Raw genomic sequence first — 15,888 nt, 5'->3', positions numbered from 1 at the left:
AGGGTGAAAAGCCTTGCGATAGGGAATGGGTCCGGCTAATCCAGACGGATCAATCTGATGGGGACAGGGACAAGGGCGATCCAACGATGACTTTTGCCGGACTTGCGACCTTTGCAAGCATCTTTCTGATCGGCTCGATGTTGCTGACGTGGGTGGTTCTGAACTATCTGCGGCGCAAGGCGATCCTTGATATGCCAAATCACCGTTCCAGTCACGCTGTACCGACCCCGCGTGGCGGCGGGCTTGCGGTGACGCCGCTTTTGATTGTGCTGGTTGCGGTCGTTTTTGCCTTTACCGGTGTTTCGGCTATTGGTGAATGGCTGATGCTGGGGGCCTGTGCCGGGCTCGCGTTGCTCAGTTGGCTTGATGATCGTCATGACCTCTCCGCGGCCAAGCGTTTTGCTGTGCAATTTATTGCGGTGATCATTGGCATATTGGCCCTTGATAAGCCGGTTCTGGGTGGACTGGTGCCGATCTGGCTGGATCACGTGTTGGTGGTGTTGGCTTGGGTGTGGTTCATTAATCTGTTCAATTTCATGGACGGGATTGACGGGATTACCGGGGTCGAGGCCGGGTCAATCGGCCTTGGGATTTTTGTGCTCGCGCTTTTTGTGCCGTTGCCGCAATTCATCGGGCTTGGCTATATCGGGCTTGGCATTCTTGCGATCATGATCGGGTTCCTGATCTGGAACTGGCATCCGGCGAAGCTGTTTCTCGGAGATGTCGGATCAATCCCGCTTGGCTTTATTCTGGGATGGCTGTTGTTAAAGGTCGCCTCCGAAGGGGCATGGGCCATCGCACTGATCTTGCCATCCTATTATCTGTTTGATGCAACATTTACCCTGATCAAACGCGCCTTGCGGCGCGAGAAAATCTGGCAAGCGCATCGCGAACATTTCTATCAGAAAGCCACCCAGCGTGGGTTTTCGCATGCCCGGGTGTCGATCATGATCCTTGCCAGCAACCTTATTCTGATTGCTGTTTGCTTTGCCCAAAGTGATACGCCGGACTGGATGCGGGTGATTGCAGCACTGATCGTTGTGTTGGGGCTTGTCGGTATGATGGTGAGAATGCCGGTTCGCGAAACACCCGGCACCTGATCGATCAGACTATTACGTGCATTGCTTGACTTGATGTGAGCAGAGCGCGAAAAGAAACCCTTATCCGTCTGTCGCCAAGCGGGTATATCCTTATAAAAACAGAAATCTGCCGGTAAGGGACCGCATGCTGCGATTATTTCAGCGAAGCCATATTGCCTTTGTCCATGACATCATCATGGCGGCACTTTCCTTCCCGTTGGCGCTCTATCTTCGGGTGGGGGACGGTGTGGTCTACTATGCGACGCAAAATATTCTGTTTTCGTCTGGCATTTTCACGCTGATCGCAGCCGTGTCCTTCTGGTATTTCGGTCTGTATCGTGGCATTTGGCGCTATGCATCGCTCAACGATGTGATCCGTATTGCCAAGGCCGTATCGGTTGCTGTCGCGGTTCTTTTTATTGTTCTGTTTCTGACCACACGTCTGGACTGGATGCCACGTTCGGCGCCAATCATTCAGTGGTTCCTTCTGATGGCCTTGCTTGGCGGGGCACGCCTGACCTATCGGATTACCAAGGACAAATCGACCGCACGCGCACTGGTGCGTCAGGGAACAGCACGTGTTTCGGTCTTGTTGATCGGCGCGGGCGATGAGGCAGAAGCCTTCATCCGTGAAACCGAACGATCTGCTAATACTCCGTTCAAGGTCATTGGTATCGTTTCGCTGACTCAGGGCCGGGTTGGTCGCAACATGCATGGTGTTGACGTTCTGGCGACTGTCGATCAGCTTGAAGATGTCATTCAGAAATTACAAAAGGGCAGGCATGGCTTGCCGCGCCGATTGGTGCTGAGTGGTGATGCACTGCGTCATGAAGACAATGCCAAGTGGGTCGAGATTGCTGATCGCTATGGCATGACCCTGGCCCGTTTGCCCAAGCTGGGCGATCTGCGTGAAGGCTTGGCCGATCCGCTGCAAATCCGCCCGGTGGCGATTGAAGATTTGCTCGGTCGCCCGCAGGCGCGACTGGATCGCGATCGTGTGCGAGAAATGATTGCTGGTAAGCGGGTATTGGTGACTGGTGCCGGCGGATCAATTGGTTCGGAACTGGTGCGTCAGATCGCATCTTATGGCCCGGACAGCCTGACCTTATTGGATGCCGGGGAATTCCAGCTTTACGCCATCGATATGGAAATGGCGGAAAAATATCCGGATTTGCCGCGTGAGAGCATCCTAGGGGATGTCCGCGATCAAACCCGCATCGGTCAGGTTTTTGATCTCTACAAGCCCGAAATAGTGTTCCATGCGGCGGCTTACAAGCATGTGCCGCTGGTCGAACACAACCCCAATGAAGGCATTCTGACCAACACGCTGGGCACGCGTAATGTGGCTGAGGCCTGTCGTGCCGCCGGTGTGGGCACAATGGTTCTGATTTCAACCGACAAGGCGGTGAACCCCGCCAATGTCATGGGCGCATCAAAGCGGCTGGCGGAATGTTATTGTCAGGCGCTGGAGACCCTGCCGCTTGATCAGCGCGGGTCGACCCGGTTTGTCACCGTGCGCTTTGGCAACGTTCTGGGTTCTACCGGGTCTGTGGTGCCCCTGTTCAAGCGCCAGCTTGAGGCGGGTGGGCCGCTGACTGTCACGCATGAAGGCATCACCCGATACTTCATGACCATTGCCGAGGCGGTGGAACTTGTTTTGCAATCAGCTGAACTTGGGCGCCACGGGGTGACCGAGGGCGGGAAGATCTTCGTCCTTGATATGGGCCGCCCGGTCAAAATCATCGATCTGGCGCGACAGATGATCCTGCTGTCTGGCTTACAGCCGGACAAGGACGTGGAAATCAAGGTCACCGGTTTGCGCCCGGGTGAGAAGCTTTATGAAGAGCTTTTCCACGATTCCGAACCGCCTGTCCAGACCGAGACCGATGGGGTGCTTTTGGCTGCCCCGCGTGTGGTGGATTATGGCCTGATCAAGCAGGTCTTTGATGCTTTGGAAGACAGTGCCACCAACCGCAACACTTCCAAAACGCTGGAGCTGATCAGCCAATTGGTGCCGGAATTCCAGCCGCCCGAGATCGGTGTGAAGTCGATCTTTGCAGGTAGCAACGGCAGTGAAACCGAGGCAGCCTCTTAAAAGCTGCTTCTCACTGCATTTCCAATTGTTGTTTCAATGATCTGCACGTTCATTCTTTGATGGAATGAATTCGTGCCAAATTGTCGTTTGTCATGCCCGAAACCGGATCATATTTTGCCATCCTGATGATGAATGGGAATGATTTTGCCGAGTAAGGCCATTCCACAGGTTCAATGTGATTCCGTCTTTTGGAGGCCCCATGTCGACAGACGCCTTTGTCCATCCCGATGAAATCCGTTCGATGTTTTCAAGCGCGATGTCCGACATGTATCGCAGTGAAGTGCCACAATACGGCACCCTGATGGAGCTGGTTTACGAGATCAATCAGAACAAACTGGAAGCCAATCCCAAACTTGCCGACAGCCTTGAATATAATGGCGAGCTTGAGCGTATCGACCTTGAACGCCACGGCGCGATCCGGCTCGGCAAACCAGAAGAGCTTTTTAATATGCGCCGCCTGTTTGCGGTCATGGGCATGCATCCGGTGGGCTATTATGATCTGTCTGTTGCCGGTGTGCCGGTACATTCAACGGCCTTCCGCCCGATAGACGAGGAAGCGCTTAAACGCAATCCGTTCCGTGTCTTTACCTCGCTCCTGCGTCTTGAATTGATCGAGGACGAGGATTTGCGTCATCAAGCCGAAAGCATCCTTGCCAAGCGCAACATCTTTACCGCGGATGCCACTAAGCTGATTTATCTGGCAGAGAAAAACGGCGGCCTGACCCGTATACAGGCCGAACAGTTCGTTGCCGAGGCACTGGAAACTTTCCGTTGGCATAGCGATGCGACCGTCACGCTTGAAACCTACCAGAAGCTTCATGACGCCCATCGCCTGATTGCCGATGTGGTCTGCTTCAAGGGGCCGCATATCAATCACCTGACGCCGCGCACCCTGGATATCGATGCGGTGCAGCAAGACATGCCCAAACGCGGCATCACGCCAAAGGCAATTGTCGAAGGCCCGCCCGCGCGGTCTTGCCCGATCTTGCTGCGCCAGACCAGCTTCAAGGCGCTTGAAGAACGGGTGAACTTTATCGGTGATCGTCATGATGAAACGGTTGGCACCCATACCGCCCGCTTTGGCGAGATCGAGCAGCGCGGGATTGCCCTGACCGCCGAGGGTCGCAAGCTTTATGACACGCTCTTGGCCGCGACCCGTCATGCGGTGCAGATCAATGCCGGTGGATCCAACGCACGTGATTACGAAACAGAACTGGCAGAGCGTTTCCGCGCTTTCCCGGATGATTATGAGACCTTGCGCGTCGAAAAGCTGGCCTTCTTCCGCTATAGCCCGACCAAGGCTGGTCTGAATGCGGCCAAGAAAGGCGATCTTGATCCGGTAACTGCGATCAATGAACTGGTCGATCAGGGCTATCTGCGCGCCGATCCGATCATCTACGAGGACTTCCTGCCGGTCAGTGCTGCAGGGATTTTCCAATCGAATCTTGGTAGTGACGAGCAGAAAAACTATTCAGAACAATCCAACCAGGACGTGTTCGAACAATGCCTTGGTGCGCCGGTTCGTGACGAACTTGCACTTTATGCCGGGCTCGAGCAGGCCTCACTTAATGAGGCGCTCAAAACACTGGGTGTGCGTAAAAACGTTGCCTGATCCGACACTTGGTAAAACCGGAACGGGGTGGCAGCGATGCCGCCCCGTTTTTTGCTGGGCGATAAGGTTTGCTGGCCTGATTGTTAAAACCCGCCATGCAAGAATTCGGGGTCCACATTTTGCGTCGCACATGCTAAAGCTCCGCGCGAAACATGGTTCGGACTCATTGATCATGTGTCGGCCCGGATCGGATGCATTGTTGTCCGGTCCCGTTCGAAGGCCGGTTTGCCCGCACACTGTCATTTCGCATGCACGAGCAGCCATGCGAATTCCTGATTTTGTGGGCCGATATATCATCAATGGGTCCGCAACCTTCATCACATTGATGCATGAAAGCGAACCCAATGACTGCTCGTATTGCGCGCGCGCTTATTTCCGTTTCCGACAAGACCGGTCTGGTCGAATTTGCCAAATCCCTCCACGCACAGGGTGTTGAAATCCTGTCAACCGGTGGCTCTGCCAAGGCGATTGAAGCCGCTGGCGTACCGGTCAAGGAAGTTGCCGATCACACCGGTTTTCCCGAAATCATGGACGGTCGTGTCAAGACTCTTCATCCGAAGATTCACGGCGGCCTTCTGGGTCGCCGTTCTCTTTCCAGCCATATGCAGGCAATGGAAGATAACGACATTTCCCCGATCGATCTGGTCTGTGTGAACCTTTATCCGTTCGAAGAAACCGTTGCCAAGGGTGCCGATTTCGACACCTGCATCGAAAACATCGATATCGGTGGCCCAAGCATGATCCGCTCTGCGGCCAAGAACCACGAGTCCGTGACTGTGGTTGTTGATCCGTTCGATTATGACCGCGTCGTTGCCGAGATGAATGATAATGGTGGTGCCACCACGGCTGAAACCCGCCGCGTTCTCGCCGCCAAGGCGTTCGCCCGCACCGGTGCTTATGACTCGGCAATTTCCAGCTGGTTTGCTGGTGAACTTGGTGAAACCTTCCCGCAGCGCCTGAATGTTTCTGCCGAACTGAAACAGACGCTGCGTTACGGTGAAAACCCGCATCAGCAGGCTGCGTTCTATACCAACGGCAAAAACCGCCCGGGTGTAGCAACCGCAACCCAGCTTCAGGGCAAGGAACTGTCGTTTAACAACCTGAACGACACCGACGCCGCGTTCGAACTGGTATCCGAGTTCGATGAAAAGCCGGCTGTTGCGATCATCAAGCATGCCAACCCGTGCGGCGTTGCCGAGGGTGACAGCCTTATTGATGCCTATCACAAGGCACTGTCCTGTGATCCGGTATCGGCATTTGGCGGCATCATTGCGGTCAACCGTACCCTTGATAAACAGACGGCCGAAGAAATCGCCAAACTGTTTGCCGAAGTCGTGATTTGCCCGGATGCCGATGACGCGGCGAAGGAAGTTCTGGCAGCGAAGAAAAACCTGCGTCTTCTGGTCACCGGTGGCATGGCCGATCCGGAAGGTGAAGACATGACCCTGCGTTCGCTGGCAGGCGGTTACCTGCTTCAGAACCGCGATGCGGGTCGTGTGAAACGCGAAGAGCTTAAGGTCGTGACCAAGCGCAAGCCGTCCGAGGCAGAGCTTGATGACCTTCTGTTTGCCTTCCGCGTTGGCAAGCACGTCAAATCAAACGCCATTGTCTATGTCAAAGACGGCAAGACCGTCGGTATCGGTGCCGGTCAGATGAGCCGTGTCGACAGCTCGCGCATTGCCGCGTGGAAAGCCGAAGAAGCTGGCAAGAATGCCGGTGAGAGCGATCTGCGCACACAGGGATCAGTGGTATCGTCGGACGCGTTCTTCCCGTTTGCCGATGGCCTTCTGGCCGCGGTCAAGGCGGGTGCGACCGCAGTGATCCAGCCAGGTGGTTCTATGCGTGACGAAGAAGTCATCGCCGCAGCCGATGAAAATGACATTGCCATGGTCTTTACCGGCATGCGTCATTTCCGCCACTAGGCGCTTTGGACTCTAAAAGCAAAACCCCGCAAGGCTGCCTTGCGGGGTTTTGTGTTGATTGCATCAGAACGAAACATCAGCCTCGGACGGTTGCCTTGCCATCTTTGGCGCCATCCGAATCTGTATCCTGATCAATAACGACGCCAGTCTGGGTAATCGCAGACGGTTTTGCAGTTTCCGCTTCTGCGTTTTTCTTGGCGGCGTCATCCTGATGAACACGAAGCGGTGCGCGCCAGTCGACACTGCCAAATGAATGACAGGACGGGCAGGAAACAACCCAGCGGTCAGTTTCGGCCCCGCAGGCCCCGCAACGCCAATCCGGGTCCGGGTTGGCATGGCTTGCCTTGATCAGCAATTCACGGGCCTTCGCGCCATCCTGATTTTCACGCAGTTCAAGATCGGCCAACAGCCGGTAATGCCGGGCTTCGGCCTTGGTTGCCATGGCCTTTTCAAGGTTGCCGCGCGCAATCCCCCAAAGATCGGCTTCAAGCGCTGCTTCGGCCAGAACGATCTGGCTTTCGACATGACCGGGGTTGGTCGCGACGAGTTTTTCGACCGCTTTGACTTTTGCCAACGGATCGCCGGTCAGCGTTTCGCGGAAAATCGCACCTAGTGCTGCCGACGGGGCTGTGCGCCAGCTTTGCATCACAACGTCGCGTGCCTTGCTATCCTGTTTCAGATCACGATAGAGCCCGGCCAGAAGCACAGCCGCACCGGTAAAATCGGGTGCAGAATTCAGCGCCTTGCGCAAAAGCTTGGTGGCTTCTGCATTTTCGCCCTCGGCAATCGCGTCTTCTGCCTTGGCCGTGATCAAAAGCGCACGGCGATGGATCAGTTCGGTTTCACTAAAGACGGCGGCCTTTTCTGCATCGACCAACAGGCTAAGCGCCCGGTCCCAGCGTCTTGAGGTCAGCAGCAAGTCAAACAGTGTCACGATGACCGCCGGATTGCGTGGACGCAGACGGTGTGCCCGTTCGGCATAATCAAGGGCGGCTTCGCGGTCATTAGACTTCAACGCCAATTGTAAAAGGCCGCGCAGGCCAAAGAATGCGGAGTCGGGTTTTTCCAGCATGGCTTCGAACTGGCGCTTGGCGGCGTCATTATTGCCGTCCAATTCTGCCGCCTGCGCTGTCAAAAGCCGGGTCAAGGTATCGTCTTCAAGATACCGGTCGACCGCACGCGTATGTTTCAGCGCCTGGCGCACATCGCCTGACGCCAGTTCCAGCAATCCCATGGTCAGGGCTTGCTGACCTTTCTTGCGGCGGCGGCTGCCCAGCAGGCGGCCAAGCCAGCCCGGGGAATTGGCAATGATTGTCCAGCCGCGCCACAGCAGGACGAGCACAGCGGTTAGCGCCAAGAGGCCCAAGGCGACCATGCCAATCGATCCGTCAAAGCGATATCCCAGCCAGACAATCGTCATGCGGCCCGGATTATCGGCAAACCAGACGGTGCAGAAAACCAGTGCTGCTGTAATCAGGATAAAGATCAGAAGGCGGATCATTGACTGCCCTCCGAACTGGTACTGGTCAGAATGGTAATCGCGTGTGAACTCAGCGTCGCAATTGCCTGGTTAAGGGTCTGACGGTTTTCGGCAGCCTCAAGCCAATCACTTACCGCGGCTGCGGCGTGATCGCCTTCTATACCCTGAAGGGCGGCAACGGCGGCATCAAGATCATCCTGCGCCAACGCGTTTTCCGCCAGAACCAGACGGCCTTCAAGCGACTCTTCGCCTGCGGCATCAACACGCCGGATCGGGACCAGCTTTTTGATGTTCGCCCAAGTCGCATCAAGGACACTGCCCGAATGATCATCCGTGGCAGCAGCAACTGCTTCCTGTGCCATCACCGGGAAAGACTGACGCAGTTTTTCAAGGGTCGGTGCACCTTGATCTGCCAATGGTTTCAGGGTTGCGATCTGTTCTGCAATAACTTCGTCATCGCCTGCACTGCGTTCAAGCTGGTTCAGCGCAATGACAAACGGCCCGCCACGCTGAAGGGCATCACGCAGAATGGTAACAGCCATGGCAATGGCCTGACCGCGGCTTTCAACCCGCAGACCGCTGGTCGCGCGGATTTCTTCCTCCATGGTCGACAGGCGGGCAGACAGCTCGCGCATTTCATTGGCGACACCAGCCAGTTCGCTCTCGACCCGTGCCAGTTCCTCAATCGGGGCAGTACGGGTTTCGATCTCTGCCATGCGGCGTGCAACCGTGTTGTTCAGTGTATCGCCACGTTCATTGTTCAGACGTTCGCGAAGGGCATCAATCGTGCCTTCCAAACGCGAAAGGCGTTCGGTCAGGTCTGGGTCGATGACAACGGATCCATCCGGGATGGGGTTGGAGTTCGCGGTCGAGGCGCTTTCATCCGTAACAGTCGGAAGCATCCCCTCGGTCGCCAACACGCCGTCATCCTTTTCGGCCATGGCGGCATCTTCGTTGGGGGCCGGAGGCGTTGTACCATCAGATGAACCATTGTCTGACGGGGTGTTGGTGACTGTAATCTCGCTGCCATTGGTCGCATCCGGGCCGTAGCCCTCAGGTGCGATTTCGGCAAGAATATCGCTTGGTACATACTGGGTCAGAACCGGTTCTGCATCGCGCCACCAGATTGCGCGTGTCAGCCAGCCTGCTGCCAGGGCACCGACGATAATGATCACAAACAAAAACAGCGCTTTGCCGCCACCGCTTTTCTGTTTTGCGGGCGCACTCGATTTCGCTGAAGATGTCTTTTTATCGTCACCGGCTTTGGTGTCGGATTTTGACGTGCCGGTTGCTGCGGTAGTTGTGCTGCTTGCGGTTTTGTCCGCAGGGCTGCCGTCCTTTTTCGCAGTGGTGTCACCAGATTTGACCGTGCCTGAGTTTGGCACGCTGGATTTGGCAGTTGTGCCGGTATCGGCCGCTTTGGCCGACGATTTCGCATTGCCTTTGCTATCTACGGAAATGGTGTCGGACGACTCTTTGGTGTCGGCCGATTTTGCGGAAGCATTGGTTTTTGGCGTTTCTGGTGTTTTCACGATCAGACCATTGCAGTTTGCGGTTATTCCCAAGACGGCGTCAGGCGCAGGAAGCCATTACGACAGGGACCCTAGCTCGGAAAGAAGGTATTCTTGTGTCGGTTGTGATGCAACGCGTGTTCTATACCATGTAAGATCGGATATCTTCGATTGCACCGCCGGACTTAGGCAAATCGCGCTTGTTCCGGACAAGTCTCTTTCCAGCTTATAGCTGCGGACCAGCTTAACAAAGGTTTCCGCAGTGCGGGGAGAGAAAAATAAAACAGCTTCAATATGATGATTACGAAGCGCCTCTAAAACGTCTTCTGGGAACGACTTGCTTTCTTGTGCTTCATAGACGGTTTGCCGATCGACTTCATATCCATCAGCCAAAAGCATCTGGCCAAGATCACCCGCCGTTTTACGCGCGGCCGGATGGAAAAGTAGTCCATGTGCGGGATCAACTTTTTTGCGAATTAAGGCTGCCAGATCGTTGATGTCACCATTTGCCGAATAAACATCATCAAAGCCAAATATGGCGCACGTTCTGGCTGTCGCGTCGCCAACACAATAGGCCGGAAGCGACCGATCCCCGGTCAGTTTGGCAAATGCCCGGACCCCGTTCGCCGATGTGAAAATCACTGCTTGGTATTTCTTGATATCAAGCGGGCCTGTCGGCACCGGAAAGGTAATATTCAGCATTGGCGCAGACAGGTGACGATAGCCGCGCTTATCAAGTGCTGCCAAAAGGTCGGCAGAGTCGGTATCGGGCCGGGTATTTAGCACCAAGGGTCCCATCTGCGTCCCAGTCTGTTACCAAGATCAGGCGGAAATGAAGTCCGGTCCGCCACGTTGCTTGAGTTCTTCACCGGCATCCGTGCCAGCCGCCATTGCCGTTGCGATATCCGGTTTGGCGATCATGCGTTCGGTATCAAGGCGTTCGCTGCCGTCCGGACGCACAATCGATACACGCAGGCGCAGACCGCCATCATCCTGAAACTCTGCCAGCGCTGCGATCGGGGTGCGGCATGATCCATCAAGTGCCTTAAGCGCTGCACGTTCTGCTGCCACACGAATGGCAGAGGTTTCGCAATGAAGCGCAGCCAGCCATTTTTTGCACTGTGCATCATCTTCGCGGATGGTAATACCAATGGCGCCTTGCGCAACCGCTGGCAACATATCGTCTTCTGAAATCGGGGCTGTGGCGATGTCAGGCTGCCCCAAACGGTTCAGGCCCGCCATTGCCAGAAGTGTGGCATCAACCTGTTCTTCGCTGAGTTTGCGCAAACGGGTTTGCACATTCCCGCGGAATGTCACGACCTTGAGGTCGGGAAATTTATTCAGGATCATGGCCTGCCGACGAAGGCTGGCCGATCCGATCACGGACCCGGCTGGCATTTCGGCAAAGCTTTTATATTTCAGCGAAATAAATGCATCGCGGACATCTTCGCGTGGCAGGATGGTTGGCAGGATCATGCCATCGGGCAGAACAGTTGGCACATCCTTCATGCTGTGAACAGCAAGGTCGATCTCGCCACTCAGAAGGGCATCGTCGATTTCCTTGGTAAACAGTCCCTTGCCGCCGATTTCCGACAAGGCTCGATCAAGGATCTTGTCGCCAGTTGTGGTGATCACGGTGATGGCAATTGCGCCTTCTTCGGCGAGTTCCGGATGGGCATTTGCCAGTTTGTCACGAACCTCGTGGGCCTGTGCCAAAGCCAGGGGCGAACCGCGGGTACCGATGCGAAGTTTTGCTGTATCTGTCATGAGTGAAGTCTTAGTCTTAAAACTGTTTAAAAACAAGGTCTGCGGGCAGCCTATTACCATCGGCAAAAGGCTGAATTTTCGGTTATTGTAATCGCTCGAAACTGGGCTGCATTGATTTAGGTCGCGGTTCAAAATCTTCGCTGCCTTCGTGAAGCGCGATAACTGCATATGGCACTTGCGCTGCACGGGGGTGGAAAGCGCAGGAACTTTCCGCTACATCATCGTCACACCTGTAATAGGATTCCGATTGCCGTCCGTGTCGGCAGAGTTGGTAAAACGGATCAGGATCATGATCGTTCTGGGTATCGAAACAAGCTGTGATGAAACGGCCGCCGCTGTCGTGAACGACAAGCGCGAAATTCTGGCTAACCGTGTGCTGTCTCAGCTTGACGATCATCGACCCTATGGCGGCGTGGTGCCGGAAATTGCCGCACGTGCCCATCTTGAACATCTTGATCGTCTGGTGGCCGAGGCCATGGATGATGCCGGTGTTGATTTTGATGATCTTGATGCCGTTGCCTGCACCGGGGGGCCGGGGCTGATCGGTGGCGTGATGGTCGGTACCATGACGGCCAAGGCGATTGCCTTTGCCGCCCAAAAACCGTTCCTTGCCGTCAATCATCTGGAAGGTCACGCGCTGACTGTGCGTTTGACCGACGACGTCGCATTTCCCTATCTGCTGTTGCTGGTGTCCGGTGGTCATTGTCAGGTCCTGATTGTCGAGGGTGTTGGCAAATACAAGCGCATCGGCACCACCATTGATGACGCGGTCGGCGAGGCGTTTGACAAAACCGCCAAGATGATGGGGCTTGGTTATCCCGGTGGTCCGGCGCTTGAAAAGATTGCCGCCAAGGGTGATCCGAACCGGTTCGGTTTGCCGCGCCCATTACGTGGAAGGCCGGGGTGCGATTTCTCCTTCTCGGGTCTAAAGACAGCTGTTCGGACTTATCTTGATGGCTTTCCGGTCGAACAACAAACAGATGAGGTCAAAGCCGACCTTGCCGCATCTTTCCAGCGCGCGGTGGGTGATACCCTGATTGATCGCGCGCGCAATGCCGTGTTTGAATTCATGCGCGATTACCCCGGTGGCAAAACGCTGGTGCTTGCCGGTGGGGTTGCGGCCAACAAGTATCTGCGTGGGCGTCTTGTGGAACTGACCGATCAGGCCGGGATGGAACTGGTCGCACCGCCGCTTCATCTTTGCACCGACAATGCAGCGATGATTGCATGGGCCGGTCTGGAGCGGTTTCGTTTGGGTGAGCGCGATGATCTTGATTTCAAGCCGCGTCCGCGCTGGCCACTGGATCCTGAGGCCCCCAAACGCCCGGGTGCCGGGGTCAAGGCGTAAGGCCCATCCAGCGTGTTTGACGTATTTGCCGATCCTCGAAACAACTTCATTTTTGCCGGACAAACATCATGAAAAAGCGCATTACAGTTGTGGGTGGCGGTGCTTGGGGAACGGCTCTGGCTGTTCAGGCTGTGCGGGCCGGTGAAGACGTTGAACTGATTTTGCGCAACGAAGAACTGGCCGACCGGATCAACACCAAAGGTGAGAACGATCTTTACCTGCCGGGTGTCGAGCTTCCGGGAGCCTTGCGCGCAACCACACATTACGAAGGCCTGCGTGATTCTGATGCGGTTTTGCTGGTGACACCTGCGCAGCATTTGCGCGAAACCCTGATCAAATTGTCATCGCATTGGCCAGATCAGCTTCCGGCGGTAATTTGCTGCAAGGGGATTGAAAAGGAAACTGGTGCGCTGATGGCACAGGTCGTTTCTGAAACCCTTGGAAACGTGCCGGTGGCGGTCCTTTCGGGGCCGACTTTTGCCAAGGAGGTTGCAATCGGCCTGCCAGCCGCAATCACGCTGGCCTGTGAAGATCGTGCCCTGGGTAAACGCCTGGTCGAGTTGATCGGCACGCCGGAATTCCGTCCCTATTTCAGTACCGATGTCGCTGGTGTTGAGGTGGCTGGTGCGATCAAGAACGTTCTGGCGATTGCCAGTGGCGTGGTGGCCGGACTGAAATTGGGTGATAACGCTCGTGCAGCCCTGATTACCCGTGGTATTGCCGAAATGTCGCGTCTGGCGGTTGCCATGGGTGGCCGGGTTGAAACCATGCTGGGCTTGGCCGGCCTTGGTGACTTGACCCTGACCTGTACCGGGACGTTATCACGCAATTACACCTTTGGTGTTGCGCTGGGCGAAGGCCGCAAGGCACAGGACATTCTGGCCGAACGCCGGTCCGTGACCGAAGGCGTGCATACCGCGGCATCCATCACCGCCGTCGCCAGCAAATATGGTGTGGAAATGCCGATCTGTGCGGCGGTTGATCAGGTCGCCAATCACGATGCGGATCTGCGTAGCACGATCAATGCCCTGTTGCAGCGCCCGTTCCGTGATGAGCTTGAAAACGCCGATTAAATTCTGGCCTTGTGGTTGTTGACCGCGCAGTTCGGCTTGAGAATGCGCGGGGCTTCTGTCAATTTATGGATATTGAACCCATAAAGAAGCAGGAAACCGTTCATGCATTTCTACATCCGTTGTGTTGACAAGCCCGGCCACCTTGATGTGCGCAAGGCCAATCGCGAAGACCATCTGGCCTATATCAAAGGCGGTTTTGCTGATCGCATTGTCGCAGCTGGTCCGACCCTTGATCCCGACATGGAAGGCATGAACGGCTCGGTCTTTATCATCGAGTTTGATGCCATCGAAGATGCGCGCGAATTTGCTGCCAATGATCCTTATTCCAAGGCTGGCCTGTTCGAATCCGTTGTTATTCGTCCGTTCAAGAAGGTCTTCTGATCCATGGCGTATTGGCTGGTCAAAACCGAACCGGGAAGCTGGTCGTGGGACGATCAGGTCAAGAAGGGTGTCGAAGGCTGGGATGGTGTGCGTAACCATCAGGCAGCGAAGAACCTGCGCGCGATGAAAATCGGCGACAAGGCGTTCTTTTATCACTCGGTGAATGAAAAACGCATTGTCGGGATTGTTAAAGTGGTGCGCGAATATTACCCGGATCCGACCGACGAAAAGGGCAAGTTTGTTCAGGTTGATTTCGAAACGGTCAAACCGTTGAAAACGCCAGTGACCCTTGCCGATATCAAGGCTGATCCGCGCTTTGCCGATCTCGCCCTGCTCAAACAATCACGATTGTCTGTCATGCCGATTGATGACGCGTCTTGGGCGGCGATCTGCGAGATGGGCGGGGTCGATCCATGAGTGATTTGCCTGCGCCCGGCACGGTGCTTTGTGCGCTCAGCGATCTCGATGCTACTGGTGCCAAGGGTCTTAATCTCGGTGGTACCGGTATTTTCGTTGTCCGCAGTGGTGACGAGGTCTTTGGCTATATCAACAGCTGCCCGCATATCGGTGTGCCGTTGGATATGGAACCGGATGAATTCATCAGCGACTTTGGCGATGAAATCATCTGTTCAACTCATGGCGCACGCTTTCGCATCGAGGATGGCGAATGCGTTTCAGGTCCGTGCACGGGCGATGCGCTTGAACCGGTTGCGGTGAAAATAAAAGGCGATCAGGTCGTTCTGGCCTGATCGTCTGCCGTACCCGAAATTGATGCAAAGACGGCGACTTACCTTACCGTCTTTGCGATCACTTCGTCGATATGCTTGGTGATCACGTCAAGCTGATCTGGCTTCGAAAGCCGATGATCGCCGGTCTTGATCAAATCCACGCGGACATCCTCAGATACCAGCGCCTCGGTCAGGCGGATCGCTGTCTGCCATGGCACATCCGGGTCCTGCATACCCTGAACCAGCCGGACCGGGCATTTCAGATCAATCCGCTTGCGCAATAAAAGCTGATTGCGGCCATCCTCAATCAGATCGCGAGTGATCGTATAAGGATCATCACCGTATTCGGTCGGTTCGATCAGCGCTCCTTCATCCATAATCGTGTTTTTCTGTTCTTCGCTGAACTGCGCCCACATCAGGTCTTCGGTAAAGTCAGGAGCAGCGGCGATGCCAACCAATCCGGCAATGCGTTCCGGTCGGGCGAGGGCTGCGAGAAGCATGATCCAGCCGCCCATCGAAGAACCGACAAGAATCTGTGGGCCGGAGGTGATTTCATCAAGAACTGCAATGGCATCACGTGCCCACTGACCGATGGTGCCATCGGCAAATTTGCCCGACGATTGTCCGTGACCAGTGTAATCAAAGCGGGTATAAGCCACCCCCTGCCGAATGCAGTGCGCCTCAAGGTGGGTTGCCTTGGTGCCGGTCATGTCTGACATGAACCCGCCGAGAAACATTACACCGGGTGTATTGTGCACCTGTACGTCAGATGGCTTGCCCGGCACGTGATGGTATGCGATTTTTAAACCATCTGGACGGTTGAGATATTCGGGCTTTTCAGGCTGTGGCGTTGGCAGGTCATGGGTCATCCGGGGCGTATGTCCTTGGGTGT

The 15,888-nt window shown here is 55.4% G+C and carries 14 protein-coding genes; 9 read left to right on the top strand and 5 right to left on the bottom strand.

The window, feature by feature from the left end; genetic code table 11:
- The first annotated feature begins 86 nt into the window (after positions 1-86).
- The 4 genes from IT893_RS18340 (at position 87) to purH (ending at position 6,708) form a co-directional block, all read left to right on the top strand.
- A complete protein-coding gene (locus tag IT893_RS18340) occupies positions 87-1,100 on the top strand; it encodes a glycosyltransferase family 4 protein (protein WP_064780116.1) in 1,014 nt (337 codons plus the stop codon).
- A 124-nt stretch (positions 1,101-1,224) separates the two neighbouring features.
- The gene (locus IT893_RS18335) at positions 1,225-3,174 is read left to right on the top strand and encodes a nucleoside-diphosphate sugar epimerase/dehydratase (protein WP_064780115.1); all 1,950 of its coding nucleotides are present in this window, start codon (positions 1,225-1,227) and stop codon (positions 3,172-3,174) included.
- A 199-nt stretch (positions 3,175-3,373) separates the two neighbouring features.
- Positions 3,374-4,786, top strand: coding sequence for a VOC family protein (locus tag IT893_RS18330; RefSeq protein ID WP_197146221.1), 1,413 nt, complete (start codon positions 3,374-3,376; stop codon positions 4,784-4,786).
- A gap of 344 nt (positions 4,787-5,130) precedes the next feature.
- Positions 5,131-6,708, top strand: coding sequence for a bifunctional phosphoribosylaminoimidazolecarboxamide formyltransferase/IMP cyclohydrolase (purH, locus tag IT893_RS18325; RefSeq protein ID WP_197146220.1), 1,578 nt, complete (start codon positions 5,131-5,133; stop codon positions 6,706-6,708).
- A 76-nt stretch (positions 6,709-6,784) separates the two neighbouring features.
- Here the strand turns inward: purH and IT893_RS18320 are convergent, their stop codons facing one another.
- From IT893_RS18320 to hemC, 4 genes are read right to left on the bottom strand one after another with little or no spacing between them, the layout of a single operon-like run.
- A complete protein-coding gene (locus tag IT893_RS18320; protein WP_197146219.1) occupies positions 6,785-8,209 on the bottom strand; it encodes a heme biosynthesis protein HemY in 1,425 nt (474 codons plus the stop codon).
- Complete coding sequence (locus tag IT893_RS18315) at positions 8,206-9,720, bottom strand: COG4223 family protein (protein WP_197146218.1); 1,515 nt, start codon at positions 9,718-9,720, stop codon at positions 8,206-8,208. Before IT893_RS18315 ends, IT893_RS18320 begins: the two co-directional genes overlap by 4 nt.
- Before the next feature lie 57 nt (positions 9,721-9,777).
- The gene (locus IT893_RS18310) at positions 9,778-10,485 is read right to left on the bottom strand and encodes a uroporphyrinogen-III synthase (protein ID WP_252724005.1); all 708 of its coding nucleotides are present in this window, start codon (positions 10,483-10,485) and stop codon (positions 9,778-9,780) included.
- A 36-nt stretch (positions 10,486-10,521) separates the two neighbouring features.
- Positions 10,522-11,466, bottom strand: a complete 945-nt coding sequence (hemC, locus tag IT893_RS18305; RefSeq protein WP_197146216.1) for a hydroxymethylbilane synthase — start codon at positions 11,464-11,466, stop codon at positions 10,522-10,524.
- Positions 11,467-11,755: 289 nt separating this feature from the next.
- Between hemC and tsaD the strand changes: the two genes are divergently transcribed.
- The 5 genes from tsaD (at position 11,756) to IT893_RS18280 (ending at position 15,017) form a co-directional block, all read left to right on the top strand.
- On the top strand, positions 11,756-12,814 hold the full coding sequence (gene tsaD, locus IT893_RS18300; RefSeq protein WP_008888586.1) for a tRNA (adenosine(37)-N6)-threonylcarbamoyltransferase complex transferase subunit TsaD: 1,059 nt from the start codon (positions 11,756-11,758) through the stop codon (positions 12,812-12,814).
- A 68-nt stretch (positions 12,815-12,882) separates the two neighbouring features.
- Complete coding sequence (locus tag IT893_RS18295; protein WP_197146215.1) at positions 12,883-13,887, top strand: NAD(P)H-dependent glycerol-3-phosphate dehydrogenase; 1,005 nt, start codon at positions 12,883-12,885, stop codon at positions 13,885-13,887.
- Positions 13,888-13,989: 102 nt separating this feature from the next.
- Complete coding sequence (locus IT893_RS18290; protein ID WP_197146214.1) at positions 13,990-14,268, top strand: YciI family protein; 279 nt, start codon at positions 13,990-13,992, stop codon at positions 14,266-14,268.
- Positions 14,269-14,271: 3 nt separating this feature from the next.
- Positions 14,272-14,685, top strand: coding sequence for an EVE domain-containing protein (locus tag IT893_RS18285; protein WP_197146213.1), 414 nt, complete (start codon positions 14,272-14,274; stop codon positions 14,683-14,685).
- Positions 14,682-15,017 carry a Rieske (2Fe-2S) protein gene (locus IT893_RS18280; protein WP_197146212.1) on the top strand — a complete coding sequence of 112 codons (336 nt, stop codon included), beginning with the start codon at positions 14,682-14,684 and terminating at the stop codon, positions 15,015-15,017. Before IT893_RS18285 ends, IT893_RS18280 begins: the two co-directional genes overlap by 4 nt.
- Before the next feature lie 38 nt (positions 15,018-15,055).
- Here IT893_RS18280 and IT893_RS18275 read toward each other — a convergent pair whose 3' ends face one another.
- On the bottom strand, positions 15,056-15,865 hold the full coding sequence (locus IT893_RS18275; protein ID WP_252724004.1) for a carboxylesterase: 810 nt from the start codon (positions 15,863-15,865) through the stop codon (positions 15,056-15,058).
- Positions 15,866-15,888 lie beyond the last annotated feature (23 nt).

It is taken from the genome of Thalassospira sp. A40-3 (genome assembly GCF_015871485.1).
In the GTDB taxonomy this organism is placed as follows: Bacteria; Pseudomonadota; Alphaproteobacteria; order Rhodospirillales; family Thalassospiraceae; genus Thalassospira; species Thalassospira tepidiphila.
The sequence above is the reverse complement of the archived record's forward strand: the minus strand, read 5'-3'. Positions and strand labels throughout refer to the sequence as shown.

Bases quoted from the DNA above. Each gene is read 5' to 3' on its own strand.
- IT893_RS18295 (WP_197146215.1), top strand. From the start codon at position 12,883: ATGAAAAAGCGCATTACAGTTGTGGGTGGCGGTGCTTGGGGAACGGCT.
- IT893_RS18335 (WP_064780115.1), top strand. From the start codon at position 1,225: ATGCTGCGATTATTTCAGCGAAGCCATATTGCCTTTGTCCATGACATC.
- tsaD (WP_008888586.1), top strand. From the start codon at position 11,756: ATGATCGTTCTGGGTATCGAAACAAGCTGTGATGAAACGGCCGCCGCT.
- IT893_RS18340 (WP_064780116.1), top strand. From the start codon at position 87: ATGACTTTTGCCGGACTTGCGACCTTTGCAAGCATCTTTCTGATCGGC.
- IT893_RS18285 (WP_197146213.1), top strand. From the start codon at position 14,272: ATGGCGTATTGGCTGGTCAAAACCGAACCGGGAAGCTGGTCGTGGGAC.
- IT893_RS18275 (WP_252724004.1), bottom strand. From the start codon at position 15,865: ATGACCCATGACCTGCCAACGCCACAGCCTGAAAAGCCCGAATATCTC.
- hemC (WP_197146216.1), bottom strand. From the start codon at position 11,466: ATGACAGATACAGCAAAACTTCGCATCGGTACCCGCGGTTCGCCCCTG.
- IT893_RS18290 (WP_197146214.1), top strand. From the start codon at position 13,990: ATGCATTTCTACATCCGTTGTGTTGACAAGCCCGGCCACCTTGATGTG.
- IT893_RS18330 (WP_197146221.1), top strand. From the start codon at position 3,374: ATGTCGACAGACGCCTTTGTCCATCCCGATGAAATCCGTTCGATGTTT.
- IT893_RS18280 (WP_197146212.1), top strand. From the start codon at position 14,682: ATGAGTGATTTGCCTGCGCCCGGCACGGTGCTTTGTGCGCTCAGCGAT.
- IT893_RS18320 (WP_197146219.1), bottom strand. From the start codon at position 8,209: ATGATCCGCCTTCTGATCTTTATCCTGATTACAGCAGCACTGGTTTTC.
- purH (WP_197146220.1), top strand. From the start codon at position 5,131: ATGACTGCTCGTATTGCGCGCGCGCTTATTTCCGTTTCCGACAAGACC.